This window comes from Nonomuraea sp. NPDC049269, assembly GCF_043197155.1.
Classification (GTDB): Bacteria; Actinomycetota; Actinomycetes; order Streptosporangiales; family Streptosporangiaceae; genus Nonomuraea.
The window spans coordinates 658,054-676,119 of record NZ_JBICSO010000008.1; the positions used below are offsets into that span (position 1 = coordinate 658,054).

The 18,066-nt window shown below is 70.7% G+C and carries 12 protein-coding genes; 6 read left to right on the forward strand and 6 right to left on the reverse strand.

Annotated elements, in window-relative coordinates:
• Window positions 1-38: 38 nt before the first annotated feature.
• A complete protein-coding gene (locus tag ACGFNP_RS42605; RefSeq protein WP_393328560.1) occupies window positions 39-2,921 on the reverse strand; it encodes an ATP-binding protein in 2,883 nt (960 codons plus the stop codon).
• Between the two features lie 401 nt (window positions 2,922-3,322).
• Between ACGFNP_RS42605 and ACGFNP_RS42610 the strand changes: the two genes are divergently transcribed.
• Window positions 3,323-5,212 carry a hypothetical protein gene (locus ACGFNP_RS42610; RefSeq protein ID WP_358322430.1) on the forward strand — a complete coding sequence of 630 codons (1,890 nt, stop codon included), beginning with the start codon at window positions 3,323-3,325 and terminating at the stop codon, window positions 5,210-5,212.
• A 49-nt stretch (window positions 5,213-5,261) separates the two neighbouring features.
• Window positions 5,262-6,851: an ABC transporter substrate-binding protein gene (locus tag ACGFNP_RS42615; RefSeq protein WP_393328563.1), complete on the forward strand. Its 1,590-nt coding sequence runs from the start codon at window positions 5,262-5,264 to the stop codon at window positions 6,849-6,851.
• Between the two features lie 8 nt (window positions 6,852-6,859).
• Here ACGFNP_RS42615 and ACGFNP_RS42620 read toward each other — a convergent pair whose 3' ends face one another.
• Complete coding sequence (locus ACGFNP_RS42620; protein WP_393328566.1) at window positions 6,860-7,522, reverse strand: rhomboid family intramembrane serine protease; 663 nt, start codon at window positions 7,520-7,522, stop codon at window positions 6,860-6,862.
• A gap of 101 nt (window positions 7,523-7,623) precedes the next feature.
• Here ACGFNP_RS42620 and ACGFNP_RS42625 point away from each other — a divergent pair, with 101 nt between their 5' ends.
• From ACGFNP_RS42625 to ACGFNP_RS42635, 3 genes are all read left to right on the forward strand, one after another.
• Window positions 7,624-8,214, forward strand: coding sequence for a DUF6461 domain-containing protein (locus tag ACGFNP_RS42625; RefSeq protein WP_393328569.1), 591 nt, complete (start codon window positions 7,624-7,626; stop codon window positions 8,212-8,214).
• A 153-nt stretch (window positions 8,215-8,367) separates the two neighbouring features.
• A complete protein-coding gene (locus ACGFNP_RS42630; RefSeq protein ID WP_358322419.1) occupies window positions 8,368-9,120 on the forward strand; it encodes a hypothetical protein in 753 nt (250 codons plus the stop codon).
• Between the two features lie 441 nt (window positions 9,121-9,561).
• Window positions 9,562-11,145, forward strand: coding sequence for a flavin-containing monooxygenase (locus ACGFNP_RS42635; RefSeq protein ID WP_393328571.1), 1,584 nt, complete (start codon window positions 9,562-9,564; stop codon window positions 11,143-11,145).
• A 33-nt stretch (window positions 11,146-11,178) separates the two neighbouring features.
• On the opposite strand, the gene ACGFNP_RS42640 is transcribed toward ACGFNP_RS42635, so the two are convergent.
• The 3 genes from ACGFNP_RS42640 to ACGFNP_RS42650 all read right to left on the reverse strand — a co-directional run bounded on the left by ACGFNP_RS42640 (window position 11,179) and on the right by ACGFNP_RS42650 (window position 14,035).
• Entirely contained in the window at window positions 11,179-12,249 is a 1,071-nt protein-coding gene (locus tag ACGFNP_RS42640) for a LacI family DNA-binding transcriptional regulator (protein ID WP_358322413.1), read from the reverse strand.
• A gap of 375 nt (window positions 12,250-12,624) precedes the next feature.
• Complete coding sequence (locus ACGFNP_RS42645; protein ID WP_393328574.1) at window positions 12,625-13,470, reverse strand: D-alanyl-D-alanine carboxypeptidase family protein; 846 nt, start codon at window positions 13,468-13,470, stop codon at window positions 12,625-12,627.
• A 70-nt stretch (window positions 13,471-13,540) separates the two neighbouring features.
• Window positions 13,541-14,035, reverse strand: a complete 495-nt coding sequence (locus ACGFNP_RS42650; RefSeq protein ID WP_393328576.1) for a DedA family protein — start codon at window positions 14,033-14,035, stop codon at window positions 13,541-13,543.
• 149 nt (window positions 14,036-14,184) lie between these two features.
• Here ACGFNP_RS42650 and ACGFNP_RS42655 point away from each other — a divergent pair, with 149 nt between their 5' ends.
• Window positions 14,185-14,703: a hypothetical protein gene (locus ACGFNP_RS42655; RefSeq protein ID WP_393328578.1), complete on the forward strand. Its 519-nt coding sequence runs from the start codon at window positions 14,185-14,187 to the stop codon at window positions 14,701-14,703.
• Here the strand turns inward: ACGFNP_RS42655 and ACGFNP_RS42660 are convergent.
• Window positions 14,672-18,040, reverse strand: a complete 3,369-nt coding sequence (locus tag ACGFNP_RS42660) for a BTAD domain-containing putative transcriptional regulator (RefSeq protein ID WP_393328580.1) — start codon at window positions 18,038-18,040, stop codon at window positions 14,672-14,674. The two genes, ACGFNP_RS42655 and ACGFNP_RS42660, sit on opposite strands and share 32 nt — an antisense overlap.
• Window positions 18,041-18,066: the final 26 nt, after the last annotated feature.

Here is an 18,066-nt window from a genome sequence, read left to right on the forward strand (position 1 = left end):
CGGCACAGCCCCGGCCGGTCCTCCGGCCGGGGCTTCGCTCATGGCGGCGGACACACCTCGTAGCGGGTGCGGACGCCGAGTTTCTGCAGCACCCGCGCCACGTGCGTGTCCACCGTGCGGCGCGACAGGAACAGCACCACGGCGATCTCCCTGTTGGTCTGGCCGAGCGCGACCAGCCTGGCCACCTCGCTCTCCCTCGGCGACAGCACCCCGCGAGCCTTCCTGCCCCCGCGGGCCTTCCTGCCTTCGTGCATCGGGCTGCCCGCGCCGATCTCCCGCAGCAGATGGCGGCAGCGAGCGGCGTCGTGGGTGGCGCCGAGCCCGGTGTACCGCTCGCCCGCGCGGGCGATGATCTCCGCGGCGGCCTCCCCGTCGTCGAGTTCGAGCCGCGCGCCCGCCTCGGCTTCGGCCTCCCGTGCCGCCCCGTACGGCCTCCGCATCGCCTCGTAAGCGGCGTGGGCCTGGCCATGGCGGCGGGCGGCCTCCTCGAACCGGCCCTCCGCCCCGGCCAGCGCTCCGTGCGCCGACTCCAGCGCCGCCTCGGCCGCCGGCGCGTCCGTGCCCTCGATGCCCGCGGCGAACTCGGCCACCAGCTCGGCGGCCTGGTCGGAGCGCCCCGCCTTGAGCAGCGCGGTGACGGCCGCCGGCACTACCTGCTCGCCCCACACCCACACGCCTTTGCGCCGGAGCCTGGTGACCGCGCTGTCCGCTTCCGCCAGTGCGGCGTCCACGGAGCCGCGGATCAGGTGCAGCTCGACCAGCCCGCCGGAGGCGGCGGCGGCCACCGGGAGGAAGGCCGAGTCCAGCTCGCGCGGGCCGGCCGCCGCCAGGCGTTCCTCCGCCTCCTCCCATTCGCCCCTGGCCAGCGCCAGCATGCCGAGAACCAGCTGGGCGTCCACAGCGAGCAGCGGCGCCTCGGGGGTCACCTCGACCACCGCGGCCGCCCGCTCCCGAAGGCCGTCCCAGCGCCCGGTCAGCCAGTCGAGCTTGATCGACGACACCTCCACCAGGTACGCGGGGTACAGCGCGCCGGTCTCCTCGGCGATCCGCCTGCCCTCGCCCGCGAACCGGTCGGCCGGGCCGTAGTGGCCGAGCGCGGTCGCCGCGTCGCACAGGTTGGAGTAGGCGCGCGCGACCTGCCTGCGTACCGCTGCCGACGGGTCGTTCACGGGCAGCGTGCCGGCCAGTGCGAAGGCGTCGGGCGAGCCCACGAGCATGGCGAAGGTGACCTTGTTGGCGTGCACCGTGGCGGTCAGTTCGGGGTTCTCGTCGGCGACGCTGACGAGGAGGCTCTCGGCCTGGTCCATCCACTTCTTGTGCGTGGCGATCGGCTCGGCGCCGTAGGCAGGCATCGCCAGCAGGGCCAGCCCCCTGGCGGCGATGCCGGGCCTGTCCTCCAGGTCGGGGAGCGCGGCGAGGACCTCCTGGCGTCCCTCCGCGATGGCGCCCGCCTGGTTGGCCAGCAGTACGCCCAGATTCAGCCTGGCCTCGCCGCGGACCTCCCTGGACAGGAAGTCGTCCGACAGCAGGTGTCGTAGCATCCGCACCGCGCGCCGATGGGAGAGCCCGATCGCCGCGAGCCGGCTGAGCTGGAGGGCCAGCGGACCGCGGGCCTCGCGTGGCAGCTTGGGATCGGCCAGCATGCCTTCCAGCAGCTCGACCGCGAGCGGGACGTCGCCCAGGGCCGCCGCCTGGTCCGCGGCGGCGCCGCCGTGCTGCCGCCACGCCTCGTACTCGCCCGCGCATCTGGCATGGTAGGCGAGCTGTACGAGTGGCGGCGGGTCGAGCGCGGTGAGCGCCGCCATGGCCCGCCTGTGGGTGAGCTGCCGGTCGGGGCCGGGGATCGCGTCGTAGACGGCCTGCTGGGCGAGTGCGTGGCGGAACCCGTACTGGCCGTCGGGGTGCTCCAGCAGGACGCCCGCCTTGAGCACCTCGAGCAGGCCCGCCCCGGTGGGGGCGGCGGCGCCGGAGACGGCGGCGATCAGCCGTTCGTCGGCGGGCACCTTGAGCACGGCGGCGGCGTGCACCGCGTGCAGCGCGGGCGGCGACAGGCCGGCGAGTTGCTCCGCCATCGCCTCGCGGAGCAGCAGCGGCACCGCGATGTGGTCGAGCGACTCCGGCTCCTCCACGCCGCCGGGGAACTGCCCGTCGCCGTCGAGCAGCGAGCGGACGACCTCCTCGATGAGGAACGGGACGCCGGCGGTCCGTTCGCGCAGCCTGGCGGCGAAGTCCTCCGTCACTTGGGAGCGGCCGAGCAGCGTGCTGGTCAGGGTTCTGACGGCCTCGACGTCCAGCGGCTTGAGAGAGATCACCAGGCTGTTGGCGCCCGGCGGATGCCGGTAGGCGTGGCCCAGCGGCAGCCCGGGCACGGGCAGGTCCTCCCGCCGGAAGGTCATCACCAGCGCCAGGCCCTCGGGCGGTTGGTGGGTGAGGAACCGCAGCAGGTCCCGGGTGCCGTCATCGGCCCAGTGCAGGTCCTCGACCACCAGTACGGCGGGCGCCGCGGCGTCCAGCAGCGCGTGGACCGCGCGGAACAGGCGGTGCCGCTCGGCTCGCGGGTCGTCGACCGGCGGAGGTGGTGGCGACGGCGGCAGGTGCCCGGCCAGCTCGGGGAGGTAGCCGCGCAGCGCCCCGGTCACCGGGTTGAGCGCCTCGGCCGCGGGCAGGGCGGCGGCGACGTGGCGCAGCGCGTCGAGCACCGGGCCGTACGGGAAGGGCTCCCTGAGCTGGTGGCAGTGGCCGAGCAGCACGGTGCGCCCGCCGTCGCGCAGAACGTCGATGGCCGCGCGCACCAGCCGGGTCTTGCCGATCCCCGCCTCGCCCTCCACCAGGGCCACAGCGGGCGGTCGGGTGATCGCGTCGAGGAGCGCTCGCAACGCTGCTTCACGTCCGACCATCGCGGGGCTGTCGACACTCGTCATCGGCGTCTCCGAGGGTCGGATTTCGTGCCCGTGCCGTTACCGTTATCTACTACCAGTCATCTACGGTCAACCCTCGCTTTACTTTTCATATCACTATGTAACGTTCCAAAGCGGACGCCAGGGCGGTCTCTCCCCTCCAGCGGGACACTCAGTGATGATCTTGTCCGCCTGGCGGACGTGTCCCGCCAGAATGCTAACAAGGGGACTAAAAGCGGCGTGAGCTACCTTTTCTATATATCCCGATAAATCACTACGGGCCGCTGCAAAGCGGGCGGCTTTTCTTTGTTGCTGTATTTGCGAGATCCATTCTGGAGTTTGTCGCAGAATTAAAGGTCCATCACCGTCGTGGGTTCGGACAGGAGACGCGCATGGATGTCCCCGTACGGTCGAGCCTGGTTTCGTTGATCGATCAGTTCATCCAGGTGGCGGGCGGCTCACAGGTCAGACGGGACGCCGCTCGCCCGACTGTGATTCTGGAAGGCGTCGGTGGCTCCGGTCGCACTCGCGTGCTGGACGACACGTGGCGGCGATGGGCGAAGAAGACCCCGATCGTGAAGGTGGACCCGCTGGTCAGGGGCGACGACTCCGACTCCATGCGATCCGTGCTGACCGCCGTCATGCTCGGCCTCACCGCCGAGGCCCCCGGCTATCAGGTCTCCTTCCCCCGGGGCGTGCTGGCCCACATCGCGATGTCGGGACCGATCGAAGACGCCGATCCGAAGAAGAGCACCAGCGTCATGCGGCAGCGGATCAACGACTACCAGGACCCGAGCCTGGTGACCACGCTGCTGCGCCGGCTGCTGTCGCTGGCCGGAGGGTCTCTCGGCCTCGACGCCGCCGGCCTGGACAGGACCATCGAGGAGATGACCGGGCGGCTGAGCAGGTCGGGCCTGCGGTCGAGGCTGCTCTGGCGGGAGGCGTTGGCCTGGTTCGAGCACCAGGACCAGGGCTTCTGCCACGACCCCGAACACGCGTTGGTCCGGCTCAGTCTGCAGGCCGCGGTGCGGAACGTCGGTGTGCGGGAAAACGTCGACAGCCTGTTGATGGCCGCGCTGCTGGCCGACCTGCGCGACAGCTTCGACCGCGCGGTCAACCATCCCTCTCGCGCGGTCGTGCTGCTCGACAACGGCGACGTCCCCTCGGCCACCCAGTTCGTGAAGACCCTGGTCAAAGTACGCAACAAGCTGGCACGTCACCAGGTGCCCCGAGATCCCCTGACCGTGATCACCGCCAGCGGAGGGTACACACTGGCGGACGCGGTCGGCCTGTCCGGCCGGGCGGCGCAGTGGCCCGAGTCCGCGCTGACCCGCCTGTCCGCCGACGACCTCGACAAGTCCGGGCCGTGGCTGCGCGTGCTCCTCGAGGGCATCACCACCGACGCCATCGAGCACATCGTGGAGGCGGATCTCACCTGGTGGCCCTCTTCTCTCGGCACCGGCACCATCACCAGCGCCGTCCGGCGGCTCACCGGCGGGCATGCCGAGGCCACGGACCTCGTGCTCGCCCGGCTCCGGGACGATCCGGAACTCATCGACGACCTGGGACGGGTGCTCTCGGAGCGCCTGCCGGACCTGGAACAGACGATGGACGCCTACCTGATCAACAAGATCACGGTGGATCTGAGCCCGCGGCGGCGCCTCGACGAGCATCTCAGAGGGGCTCTGATCACGCTGGCCGGGGCGCGGGACAACGATGAGGCGCAGTGCCTGACACCGCTCCTGCACAACACGGTCCAGGGCGAGCCCATCCTGCTCGTCTCACCGTCGCTGTGGCCCATCTCCTCAGCTGAGGAGGGTCCATGGGCGATGGCGCCGTTCGTCCGCTTTCTGCTGCTGCGCGAACTGGCCGCGCGCCCGGACAGCCACCAGGCCTGCTGGACCAGAGTCTTCGAACGGCTCCGTGACCACACGCCGGATCAGGACATCCGCGGCAGACTCCATCACGAGCTGGCCCTGGGCAACCGCGAGACCGTCGTCGCCGAGCTGCTGAGTCTGCTGGACAAGGTCTCGGGCATCGAGTGGCTCGACTGCCTCGATCGGATTGTCGCCACGCCCGATCTCCGACCGCGACCCGCTTCCGCGCATGTGACGACGGAGCCGCGCTGCGCGGCGGTCTCCCAGCTCGTCACCGCTCTGCGGCAGCTCGCCGACCCCCTGCTCAGTGACCGGGGGCTGTGCCGCGGCCGCTACATCATCGCCGCCGAGGAGTGCAGGCGGCTCTCCGACGTGGATCCGCTTTCCTTTCTCAAACGCGCCCAGAGTTACCAGAAGCTCGCCGATGCCCTCGCCTGACCGCGGCACTCCGTCCTCGCCCGGGATCCGCCGACTGGAGCCGACAACCATGAGCACCCGCACTTACCTATGGCGGATCTGGCCGAATCGGGAGCGGTTCCCGAGGGAGTGGTGGCACTGGTGGCGCCCGCTCGGCGCCGTCATGGCCTTCGGTGTCCTCATCCCAGGCGTGGTGAAGGGCGTTCCGTGGCTGTCGGACCGGTTCTCCTGCGGGTGGCAGCCGCTGTACGGCGTATGGAAGCAGGAGGGTGAATGCGTTGGCCTCACCGCGGGGCCGTACGCTTTCGACCGCCGCGAGCTGACGGATGTGATGAGCAAGGTCGCGCGGCAGAACGAGGCGGCCAAGGACGGCTCGTGCGCTTCGGGTGCCGAGGCGGTGTGGGTCGGCGCGTTGCTGACCCTGACGTCGGCCGAGAGCGGCGGCCGGGCGTTGCACCAGCTCGAAGGCATTGTCGCGGAGCAGGCGAACGCCAACGGGAACAAGGCCGAGTGCGTGCATCCGATAAAGCTGCGGGTGGCCCAGATGGGCGCCGGCGAACAGGCGGCGACCAGGGTGGCCGAGCTGCTCGCCGACGAGGGCGTCGTCGCCGTGACCGGCATGGGGCTGAGCCGGCAGGAGACGGCCGACGCCGCCCAGGTGCTGGCGCAGCGCAAGATCCCCATGGTCGGCAACGTGATCACGGCCGAAGGCTTCGATGCGAACGGCTCGCAGCAGGACAGGCCCGACTATGGGCGCTGCGACCCATCACACACCTACAAGAACGGCATCGGCCTGGGCTATTTCTACCGGGTCTCCTACCGCAACGCGGTTCAGATCGAGCAGCTCGCCAAATACCTGGGGCCGGGTAGGAGAACGCTCACCTTCATCATGACGCCGATCGCCATGGACGACCCGTACACGTGCACGACGCTGCCGCTCGTACATACGAGGTTCGACCCGAAGTCGCGTCCGCTGCAGGAGGTGAAGTTCGACCCGGGGGACCCGGCGACCGTCAAGCAGTCGGCGCAGCGCGTCTGCGCCGGCGCGGGGCCGGTGAGCGTCTTCTACGCCGCGCGGGCCACCCATTTGCCGCAGTTCCTCAAGAGCATCGCGGACCAGTCCGAGCTCGGTCAGTGCCGGTTCACCAGCATCACGGTGCTCAGCACCTCGGACGCTGGGCGGATGCGGGCCGCGGAGGTCGATCCGAATCTCGAGCAGCAGCGTGTGGCGGCCCTGAGCACCCCGATGTTCGTGGATGGGACCGTTCGCCTGATCTACACGCCGTTGGCTGACCCCGACCTGCTGCCGAAAGAAGGAGGAATGAGGGTCCTGCGGCAGTCGTTCGCCGCGCTCGGCTTCGATCCCGCGCATCTGGACAGCGGGTGGGCGATCGCGGGCTTCGACGGCATGGCCGTCGTCGCCGGCGCCGTCAACACACTCACCGCGAAGGAGCCGGTCGTCTCCTCCCGGATCAACGCCGCGCTCGGCGGATTCGTCCACGGCGGCACGGCGGTCGGCGGCGCCAGCGGGAACATCACCTTCGACAACTACGGAAACCGCGACGACTCGGCGCCGAGCGTCGTGCGCCTCTGTCCGGCCAAGGGCGGCGGCGAGCCCAAGACGGTACGGGTCTACCCGGCTCGCACGGGCTGCCTTTGAACACCTGGTCAGAGTCCGAGGTCGTCCAGTTCCTTCAGCAGCGCGGATCGGGGGTTCTGTTCCGGTGCGGCCGGAGCCGGCCGGGCCCGGCTGTCGCGGTCGCGGAACAGCCAACCGCCCACCACGCCGGCCAGGAAGCCGAACAGGTGGGCCTGCCACCCGATGCCCTCCTGGGGCAGCAGCCCGGCGAACTGATAGGCGAAGCACAGGGCCATGACCACGCCCACGACGATGTCGATCAGATGCCGGTCGAATATGCCGCGTACCAGGGTGTAGCCGAAATAGCCGAAGACGACGCCGCTCGCGCCTACGCCGACCCCCCGTGGATCGGAGGTGAACCAGGCGCCGAGTTCGCTGACCACGATGATGAGTCCCGTCACGCTGAGGAACTTGGCGACGCCCCGATAGGCGGACAGGAAGCCGAAAATGAACAGTGGCCCCGAGTTGGCTTCGATATGTTCCCAGCTCCAGTGCAGGAATGGTGACGACACCATGTTCGGCAGGGTCGCCGGATCCCACGCCCGCATGCCGTAGTCGTAGCTCAGCGCGTAGCCCGAGGCCCAGTTGACGATCTGCAGCAGCCAGATGACGGCGAGAAACCCGACCATCACCCAGAAAGCCTTGCGGGCTTCCGCGATCATGATCTCGGCCGTACGACCTTTGGCCTCCACCTGGTTCCTCCTCGGCTGTCCGCGTCTTGCGAGCGGAACCAGTATCGGGGTAAAAGATCACGAATTCAGCATGGCGGAGAACCATCAATCGAGGAGCACATATGCACGCTGCCCGTGATTCCTGGGCGCAGCTCGACGAGTTCATGTGCGCCACCTGGATTTCCGGCGCCACAGTGGCGGAGGTCGTCCAGGCCTTCGACGCCCGGAGCGAGGACTTGACCCATCCCCGCGCGGTGACCGTCCAGGATGAGGCCGAAGACGGCTTCGCGTCGGACCCCGTCGGCGTGCGCCTGCTCATCCGCGAGGTCGCGGGGTGGGTGGCGGTGCTGGAGGTGCGAAGCAGGCACGGCGCCGACGGCGCGGTGCTCGCCGCACTGTCACAGGGCGGGCAGGCGCTCAACATCGTCGCCGGAGAGCGCGGCACCTACCTCACGTACGCCGTCCAGGGCCGCATCACCCATGACTTCGACGCCGACGACATCGGCGAGGACGACCTGGCTGACGACCCGGAGGCGCGGGAGATCCGCGACTGGGCGAACGGCCTCGGCGTGGACGTCCACGAGTGGAGCGAGCATCCGAGAGGAGCCGCCTTCTACCTGGCCGAAGCCATCACCGGAACGGAGCTCGACGACTCCTGGGCCGTCGGCGAATGGATCGGCGTGCGTCTGCCGGGTGGTTCGCCTGCTTCCTGACCGACGGCCGGATTACTCGCGGATTTATATCGTCTGGAATGCGCGGTGAATTTTCCGCTTAATGGTAACGATGAGTAAGGTGCGTCTTGACGGGGTCCTGGACCGAAGTTACTTTGTGCGCATGATCATGAAGAAATCGCGGAAGCGTACGTTATGAAAGCGCCGTTTCGCGGCTGGCGGCACGTGCTCACGACGTTCTTACTCGTGGCGGCGACCCTGGTCATAGGCCAGGGCGCCGCGTACGCGGACTACCCCGGCGACCAGTGTGACGACACGGCGCAGGACGACATCGTCACCGTCAGCGGCGAGACCTGGATCTGCGGCTATGACGGGGACATCGACGACTACATCTGGAAGCCCGAGTTCGAGGAACTGGGACCGCCCAACTACTGGATCTTCAGCTACGGCTGGGCCACCTCCAGCACGGGCAACTACGAGCACGGCACCCGGTCACGGATGGAATTCCTGCCGGACGGCGTCCACACCGGGGGCGACGACTTCTCCTACCGCAACGGCAGCCGGTGGCGCACCACCCACATCAGCGAGAACCTCCTCTACTACTGGGACGGCGGCACCTGGGTGCAGTGCGGCGGCACCGGGCAGGTGTCGGGTTCGTCCTCGTTCACGTTCGCGCCGACATGGGGCTGGGGCGGCGCCTGCGGCGAGAGCCGGTACTACGCGACGACCGCCTGGTCCTGGCAGTGGACCGGATCGGCGTGGAACGGCTCCTCGGCGTGGTCGGGCTTCATCTGGGTGCCGTGCCGGGGCTGCCTGGCGGCGGCGGACAAGCCACCGGCCCCCACGGGACGTCCTCCGGCCGAGCCACCCCAGCCACCGATCGGACCACCGGGACGCCTGAAGCTGCGCCCACCGACCGGCACGACCCCGCAGTCACTCCGAATGTGAGAAACCCTGCCCACGCGGAATGCCGCCACCCGGCGGGTGGCGGCTACCTCTTTGGCGAAACGGGCCCTGGCCTGCTCCCTTTCCATCCGGCTGAGCCTGAGCGGCTTGTTGCCACTCGGCTGCCGCCCCCGTCGCAGACCTCGCAGACGGCCCCCTGTCCGCCGGAGCCGGGCCGCCTGCCGCGCCAGTGATCGCCCACCTGCCGATGGGTTCCTCGGGCGAATGGTGCTTGAGCCATCGAGCCCCCCGCCTTCGATGGAGGAAGTAGCCATGCGCGCCTCGGGCCGCAGGTGGGACCCAGCGTAGATCGAGGGACGGACCGGGCGCCTCAGGGCTCGGCCAAGGCATACCCCTAGGACGGTCCGCCGCGATCTCCGCAGTCCGCCTGACGGTCGTGTTCTCCTATAGGGGAGGACCACCTCGATCGCCGATGGAGGAGCGATGCCCCCAGGATCGACCGACCACGACGTGATCATCATCGGTGCGGGCTTCGCGGGCCTGTACATGCTCCACCGCCTGCGCGGCCAGGGCCTGTCGGCTCGCGTCCTGGAGGCGGGCGGTGGTGTCGGCGGCACCTGGTACTGGAACCGGTACCCCGGAGCCCGCTGCGACGTCGAGAGCCTCCAGTACTCCTACTCCTTCGCCGAGGACCTCCAGCGCGAATGGACCTGGACCGAGCGGTACGCCACGCAGCCCGAGATCCTCCGCTACCTCGATCACGTCGCCGACCGCTTCGACCTGCGCCGCGACATCGAGCTGAACACCCGCGTCACGGCCGCCTCCTGGGACGCCCCCGGGGCGTGGGTGGTCGAGACCGACAGTGGCGAACGATTGTCGGCCCGCTACCTCGTCACCGCCGTCGGCTGCCTGTCCGCGGCCAACCTGCCCAGGCTGCCCGGTTCCTTCCGGGGGCCGAGCTACCACACGGGACGGTGGCCGGCCGAGGGCGTGGACCTCGCCGGGCGGCGGGTGGCGGTCATCGGCACCGGTTCGTCGGGTATCCAGTCCATTCCGGTCATCGCGGAGAGCGCCGAGCACGTGACGGTGTTCCAGCGGACGCCCAACTTCAGTGTCCCCGCGCGCAACGGGCCGCTGCGGCCGGAGGACGACCAGTGGTTCAAGGCCAACCACCACGAGCTCCGTCACCAGCTCCGTACCTCACACAGCGGGCTCTTCACCAGCCCCAACCCCGACTCCGCCCTGGCGGTGACGGAGGAGGAGCGGGGACGCGAGTTCGAGGCGCGGTGGGAGCGCGGCGGCCTGGCCTTCCTCGGCGCGTTCTCCGACCTGATGATCAGCGAGGAGGCGAACAGAACGGCCGCCGACTTCGTCCGCGGCAAGATCCGCGCCACTGTACGGGACCCGGCGGTGGCCGATCTGCTTCTCCCCGGCGACCATCCCTTGGGCAGCAAGCGCGTCTGCGTCGACACGGGCTACTACGCCGCCTACAACCGCCCGGACGTCACCCTCGCCGACCTCAGGACCGCACCCATCAGGGAGCTGACCCCCGGCGGCGTGCGTACGGCCGACCGCGAGCATCCGGTGGACGTGATCGTGTACGCCACCGGATTCGACGCGATGACCGGGCCGCTGCTGGCCATCGACATCCGCGGCAAGGGCGGGCTGTCGCTGAGGGAGAAATGGCGGGCGGGGCCCAGGAGCTATCTCGGGCTGATGAGCGCCGGCTTCCCCAACCTGTTCACGATCACCGGGCCGGGCAGCCCGTCGGTGTTGAGCAACATGATCGTCTCGATCGAGCAGCATGTGGACTGGATCGCGGAGTGCCTGGATCGGCTGGGCGGGCGGGCTCTCGACGCGGATCCGCTGGCTGAGGACGCGTGGGTGGAGCAGGTGAACGAGATCGCGGGGCTGACGCTGTTCCCTCGGGCGAACTCCTGGTACATGGGGGCGAACATCCCCGGGAAGCCTCGGGTTTTCATGCCGTTTGTCGGCGGAGTCGGCGTATATCGGGATATATGCGCTGAAGTGGCGGCCAATGGCTACCAGGGATTCCTTCGGGACTGAGGGGCGCTCGACCGTACGCGAGGTCAGGTCAGGTCAGGGAGCGGGTGCGGCGGTCGAGCCGCGGACGACCAGCTCGTGCGCGAACAGCAGCCGCCCGTCCTCGGCGAGTGGCGGCGGTTGCCCGTGTCCGGCGCCGGCCAGCAGCAGGTGGCCGACCGCCGCGCCCATCTCCTGCTGGGGCTGCCGGATCGTGGTGAGGCCGGCCTGCTCGGCGGCGCTGTCGGAGAACCCGACCACCGACAGGTCGCGCGGCACGTCGAGCCCCAGGTCGGCCGCCGCGTCGAGGATGCCGAGCGCCAGCACGTCGGTGTTCGTCAGGATGGCGGTGGGCCGCGGGTCCCTGCCGAGCAGCGCGTGGCCCGCCTTCCTGCCGGCCTCCCGGGAGTTGCGGGTCAGTTCGTAGAACGGCACGTCGGCCCAGGCGATGCCCGCGTCCTCGCATGCCGCCTGGTAGCCGCTCCGCCGCGCGCGCATGGCCTCGAACACCGCACTCCGCTGCCTGGTGACGTCGGCCCAGCCGGTGTAGCCGTCGTCGTGCAGCCCGACCATGGCCACGCCGATGCGCCGGTGCCCCAGGCCGAGCACGTGGCGCGCGGCCTCCGCCCCGGCGGCGGGCTCGTCGATCCCCACGAACGGGTGGCCGCGCACGTACGGTTCGTCGACCACCACGACGGGCAGCTTCCTGCCCAGCACCTCGGCCAGCGCGGGATGCCCGTCGGGCAGCGAGACCACGCAGAACGCGTCGACCACGGCGTCGCGTACGGTCTCGGTCCGCCTGTCGCCGTGCGGCAACGGCAGGATCAGCAGCCCCACGCCCGCGTCCTCCGCCGCGGTGGCCAGCCCCTGGAAGAAGCCGATGGAGTAGGGGTCGGCGAAGGCGTACGCGAGGGTCTCGCTGAACAGCAGACCCAGCGCCCCGGCCCTCCCCAGGCGCAGCGACCGCGCGGTCGGGTTGGGCCCGGCGTAGCCGAGTTCGTCGGCCACCTCCATGATCCGCCGCCGTAGCCCGTCGCTGAGCTGGTCGGGCCGGGAGAAGGCGTAGGAGACCGTGGCCCGGGACACGCCCAACCTGTCGGCGATCGTCTGCAGCGTGACTCTGGCCATGCGCCAACCGTATCGCCCGGCCTTGCCGGACTCCTCTTAATCGATTAAGGTCTTAATTGATTAAGGAGGAAAGACATGGATGCCATGCAGGTCCTCGCGCACCAGACCGCGATGGGTCACGGGCACAGGTTGGCGGAGGCGCTCCCGGGGGCGCCGATCAAACGGTCACCCGACAAGGCCGGGGTCCGGGTACGGCTGGCGCACACACTGCGCAGAACCGCCGACCGTCTCGACCCCGTCGCCTGGCCGGAAGTGGCTACGGGCCGGGGGGGGGGGGGGGGGGGGGGGGGGGGGGGGGGGGGCGCCCCGGGGGGGCCGGGGGGGGGGGGGCGCGCCCCCGCCCGCCCGGCCCCCCCCCCCCCCCCCCTCGCCGGGTCAGCTCCCGGCGATCTGCTCGCCCGCGTAGTCGAGGAGCTTCTCGGCCGTGCTGAAGCGGCGCGCGTCCTGGTCCCCGAGGAGTACGCCCACCACCTGCCGGCCGCCGCGCTCTCCCGCGAACAGCAGGCAGAATCCCGCCGCGCTCGTGTAGCCGGTCTTGACGCCCAGCACGCCGTCGGCCTGCTTGAGCAGCTTGTTGGTGTTGCGCCAGGTGTGCGCGCGGTGCGCGGCCGTCTTGGCCACCTTGTGCACGGTCTGCCCGACGACCGTCCTGAACGTCGAGTCGCCGAGCGCCACCTGCGCCAGCTTGACCTGGTCGACGGCCGTGGAGTAACCGCCCTTGGCGGGAGTGGGCAGGCCGTCGGCGTTGGTGTAGCGGGTGTCGGCCAGGTGCAGCCGCTGGGCCGCGGCGTTCATCTTGGCCACGAACGCCGCGTTGCCCGGTCCGTACGTCCTGGCCAGCGCGCTGGCGGCGTCGGCCCCCGACGGGAGCATGAGCCCGTACAGCAGATCCCTGACCGTCAGCCGCTCGCCCTTCTTCAGGGAGGCGGTCGTGCCGTCGTTCGTGGTCGCGTGCTTGACGTCGGCCGCGGTGATCGTAATGGTGTCACCCAGTTTGGCCTCGTGGAGCACCACGTAGGCCGTCATCACCTTGACGAGGCTGGCGACCGGCACCCGGCGCGTCTCGCGCTTGCTGAAGTGGATCGTTCCCGCCGAATCGATCACATATGCGGACTTGGCCGCCACTACGGGTGCGTCCGCCGCCTGCGCGGCAGTCGCGGGCAACGAGACCCCGACGACCACGGCGAGTACGGTGGAGCCGATGAAACCCCCAATATGCATGCCTGACATGGTCGCAGGTGATCACCGCTAAGTATGCCGAACTCCCACTCAAGCCGCGAAATCCCCGGTGTCAGGCGGCCAGTGCCTTGTCGGCCCGCTTCCTCCTGCGCCACACGATGAACCCGACCGCCCCGCCGGCGAACAGCACGGCCAGGACCGCCGCCGTGATCGGTGACCGGGCGGCGACCTGGAACCAGGCCCAGATCAGCGCGGTCAGCCCGAACCACCAGATGGGCGCCCAGGTCAGGCAGCCCAGCGCGCTGGCCACGACGTACCAGGGGTATGAGACGCGTAGCGCCCCGGCGACCCACGGCAGCGTGTGCCGGAGCATGGGCACCCAGAAGCAGCCGTAGACCGCGAACGCCCCCCACTTCTCGACGACGCCCTCGACCTTCGCGATCCGATCCCGGCCGAGCTTCACACCGATGCGTGAGTCGTACAGTCGCTCGCCCAGTTTGCGGCCGATCCAGTAGTACGCCTGGAACGCGCCGAACAGAGCGATGATCAGCACGACTCCGAGCCAGATCGGCCCCACGGGATCGATGGTGATCGCCAGATGTCGCATCAGGACCCCCACACCCCGTCGCGCGTTTTAGGTCAGGCTTACCTTAGTTCAAGGGGCAAGCCGCCGCCACAGCAGGGTGCAACTCGCCGACAACCAGGGTTCAACCACCTTCGCATACACCTGTAGGTGAGTAAGAAGGAGTGTCGATCATGGCAACGAGAAGCAGTGCGGTTCTGGTCTCCGGCATGGCCAACACGGCCAAGCTCTTCGTGGCGGCTCTCGCCTTCACCGGAGCCTATGTCGGTTTCTCGGCCTACGACACCGCCAGCTCCGCGCCGCGGCCCGCGCAGACCGTCACTTTGTCGGCCCGCGAACTGCCCATCACCTCCTCGCTCAGCACCCGGACGTCGCAGCCCGCCAAGGCGGGCAAGGTCAGCGTCAGCGCGCTGCCGGGCGACGCCGGATGCGTCAAGACGTTCGTGGCCCGCAGCGTGGTCGTCAACCCCGACCCCGACCGGACCGTCATGTACGGCTGGCGGCTGGCTCGCTGGAGCGCCGACACCCACACCTGGAACGTCTACTTCGTCGACTACGACGGCTTCGCCGGCGACGAGCAGGCCGTGGACTGGCGGACCAGCGTCTCGGCCAACCCCGGCTGGTATCGCGTCGAGCTCACCGTCGAAGGCGCCAGGACCGTCAAGAGCGACCGCTTCCAGGTGAGTTGCTGACCGACCGCTGCGCCGCCTCCACCCAGCGCGGCACGCCCATCCGCTGGGCCACCTCCAGCGCCTTCTCGTAGTGGGCCCGCGACGCGTCCGGCTGGCCCAGCCGCACCGCCAGGTCGCCGAGTGTCAGCGCCACCGGCCAGAGGGCCACGACGCCGGTGCCCGCGCCGGCGATGCGGTCCGCGAACGGCTTGAGCTTGTCGTAGCAGTCGATCATCCGTTCGCGGTCGTCGAGCAGCATCCCGGCCAGTGCCCGCCAGGTCATCGCCAGCTCGTACAGGAAGTCGGGCCGCACGGGCGGGCGTACGGCGGCCACGGCCTTGGCGTCGGACACGTGACCCGCCGAGGCGAGTGCCAGCGCGTAGGCGTCGAGGGTCCACTTGGCGCCGCGCCGGTGGGCCTCGGAGAGCAGCCCGACCGTCTCGGCGGCCCGGCCGTCGACCAGATGCAGGCAGAACGTGGTGATCAGCGGCAGGTCCTGGCGGCCCTCCAGCATGCCCGCCCGCTGGGTCATCCTGGCCGCGTCGCCGTATGCCCGCTCGGCACCGCTGTAGTCGCCGGCGATCATCAACCGCTGGCCCGCGTACCAGGCGCAGACGGCCGCCGGGGCCGACAGGTCGTACTGTCTGGCCAGCCGGTCGGCCGCGGCGGCGTGCTCGTCGGCGACGGCGAACTCGCCGCGCGCCGCCGCGCATTCGAGCAGCACCAGGTGGGCCAGCGCCTGCGTGGCCATCTGCCCGGACCGCTGGGCGACCTCCAGCAGCTCGCGGCCGATGCTCTCGCGGGTGTCGACCGCCGGGATGTCGTAGGACTGGCGCAGCCGCCCGCTGAGGGCCGCCGCGAGCAGCGTCGGGTCGCCGCTCTGCCTGGCCAGCTCCAGCGCCTCCAGCGACGCCTGTCGGCCCCGCTCGGGCGACGAGGAGCCCTCCAGCTCCAGCGCCAGCGTGGTGAGCAGGCTCGCGCGCAGCGTCTGCTCCCCTTCGGGGAGCTCCATCAGCGCCTTCTCGGTGACGTCGACGATCTCCCACGCGGTGCGGGTGAAGTCGCGGGCCATCCCCTTGTGCGGCACGGCGAGCGAGGCCGCCACCCGCGCGGTGATCTCCAGGTCGCCCAGCGGCAGCGCGGCGTCCATGGCCTGGCGGCGTAGCAGCCTGGCCGCCGTCATGTCGCCGCACAGGGCCAGGGCCCTGATCTGGCGGAGCATGAGCTGCAGCCGCTCCTTGGTGTCGCCGCCGGCGCGGTCGAAGGCCGCGATGGCCTGCTCCCACAGCGTGGCGGCCTCGCGGTGCGCGAACCTGCGCTCGGCCTGCTCGGCGGCCAGCCCGGCGTAGTGGACGGCCTTCTCGGCGGTGTCGGCGAGGAAGTAGTGGTGCGCCAGCGCCGCCACGTCGGACGGCGTGCGCCGCTCGATGACCGCCGCGACCGCCGCGTGCAGCCGGGTGCGGCGCAGCCGCGACGCGTCGGAGTAGATCGTGTCGCGCACCAGGTCGTGATCGAACCTGAGCAGCCCCGGCCCCGGCTCGGTCACCAGCCCGGCCAGCAGCGCCGCCTCGACCGCCTCCACCACGGCGTCCTCGTCGCCCGCCACGTCGACCAGCACGTCGACGTCGACGTCACGGCCGATCACCGCCGCCTGCAGCAGGATCTGCTGGGCCCCGGCGGGCAGCCGGGAGATGCGCCGCCGCAGCACGTCACGTACCCCGGTGGGCACCCGCGACAGCACTTCGGCCGCGCTGGCCCGGTCGGCCGCCGCCTCGGAGTCGAGCAGGCGCACGGTCTCGCGCACGAAGAACGGGTTGCCGCCGGTGCGCTCGACGATGGATTCGACCGCGTCCTCGTCGATCTCGCGCACGCAGGTGGCCCTGACCAGCTCGCCCACGGCCTTCGGATCGAGGCCGGACAGCCCCACCCGGACCGGGCCGAGCCGGGCGAGCGCGGCCAGCACGTCGGACTGGCGGTCGTCGAGCTCGCTCTCCCTGCACGTGACCACGAGCAGCACCCGGCTGGTGGCCAGCAGGCTGGGCAGCGCGCGCAGCAGCGCCAGCGTCTGGTCGTCGGCCCAGTGGAGGTCCTCCAGCGTGAGCAGCACCGGCGCGCGCCGCGCCACCCCGGCGAGGTAGCCGCCGACCGCCCGGTGCAGCCGGAAGCCGCCGGACACCTCGTCGTCGTCGGGGTCGGGGTCGGCGTCGTCCAGCAGCGGCGCCAGCAACTGGGCGTATTCGCCCGCGCCGGTCACTCCCACCAGGGTGCGCAGGATCTCCACCCACGCCCAGCCCGGCGGTGTCGCGCTGGAGTCCGGGCAGGCGCCGGACGCGGTGATCCAGCCGTCGCCGGTGAGCTTGCCGTCGAGCTGGCGCAGCAGTGTGGTCTTGCCCGCGCCCGCGACGCCCGCGACGATCGCCACCTGGAACCTGCCGGTGCGGGCGGCGGCCGTGGTGAGCCTGGCCAGCTCGGCGTCGCGGCCGACGAACGGCTCGGGCTCCAGCGGCGGCGGCTCGATCGGGGCGGCGGGCCTGGGCGGCCAGGTGTCGGTGGGCTGCTGCACGGGCCTGGACGGGCGCGGCGCGAGGCTCAGCTCCAGCTCGGGTGACTGGGCCAGGATGTCGGACTCCAGCTTGCGCAGCGCTGGCCCGGGGTCGATGCCGAGCTCGTCGGCCAGGATGCTCCTGGCCCGGCGCAGCGCCGCCAGCGCGTCGCCCTGCCGGCCGCAGCGGTAGAAGCCGAGGCCGAGCAGCCGCCAGCCCTCCTCGCGCAGCGGGTGCTCGGTGGTGAGCGCCTCCAGGTCGGGCACGGTCTCGGCGGGCATGCCGAGGCGCAGCCCGGTGTCGGCGTGCCGCTCGCGCGCCACCAGCCGCAGCTCGGTCAGCCGGTTGACCTCGGCCTCCGCCCACTGCTGGTCGGCGAAGTCGGAGTAGGGGGTGCCCCGCCACAGGCCGAGCGCCTTCTCCAGGCGAGCGCGGGCCGACTGCGGATCGCCCTCTTCGAGGTGCTCGCCCGCGGCCCTGACCAACTGCTCGAACTTGAGCGCGTCGACCTGGTCGGGCGCCACCCGCAGCGCGTAGCCGGAGGCGACGGTCACCAGCAGGCGGTTGGGCCCGCCACGCGGACGGCCCGGCTCCAGCACCCGGCGCAGCCGGGAGATGTAAACCTGGAGCCCCGACTGGGCTCCCTTGGCCGTGTCGTCATCCCACAAGTCGTAAAGGAGTGTGTCAACCGGCACGACCTGACCTCTGGCCACGAGAAGTCGGGCGAGGACGGCCCGCTGCCGCAACCCGCCGAGGTCGAGTTCGTCGTCGTGTTCGTACGCCTCGACTGGCCCCAGAACTCGGAACGCCACCATGTCAGCCGCCACGCTATGCGGGCTTC

Coding starts and splice junctions, on each gene's coding strand:
- ACGFNP_RS42605 (WP_393328560.1), bottom strand. CDS start 2,921: ATGACGAGTGTCGACAGCCCCGCGATGGTCGGACGTGAAGCAGCGTTG.
- ACGFNP_RS42615 (WP_393328563.1), top strand. CDS start 5,262: ATGAGCACCCGCACTTACCTATGGCGGATCTGGCCGAATCGGGAGCGG.
- ACGFNP_RS42625 (WP_393328569.1), top strand. CDS start 7,624: ATGCACGCTGCCCGTGATTCCTGGGCGCAGCTCGACGAGTTCATGTGC.
- ACGFNP_RS42630 (WP_358322419.1), top strand. CDS start 8,368: ATGAAAGCGCCGTTTCGCGGCTGGCGGCACGTGCTCACGACGTTCTTA.
- ACGFNP_RS42635 (WP_393328571.1), top strand. CDS start 9,562: ATGCCCCCAGGATCGACCGACCACGACGTGATCATCATCGGTGCGGGC.
- ACGFNP_RS42640 (WP_358322413.1), bottom strand. CDS start 12,249: ATGGCCAGAGTCACGCTGCAGACGATCGCCGACAGGTTGGGCGTGTCC.
- ACGFNP_RS42645 (WP_393328574.1), bottom strand. CDS start 13,470: ATGCATATTGGGGGTTTCATCGGCTCCACCGTACTCGCCGTGGTCGTC.
- ACGFNP_RS42650 (WP_393328576.1), bottom strand. CDS start 14,035: ATGCGACATCTGGCGATCACCATCGATCCCGTGGGGCCGATCTGGCTC.
- ACGFNP_RS42655 (WP_393328578.1), top strand. CDS start 14,185: ATGGCAACGAGAAGCAGTGCGGTTCTGGTCTCCGGCATGGCCAACACG.
- ACGFNP_RS42660 (WP_393328580.1), bottom strand. CDS start 18,040: ATGGTGGCGTTCCGAGTTCTGGGGCCAGTCGAGGCGTACGAACACGAC.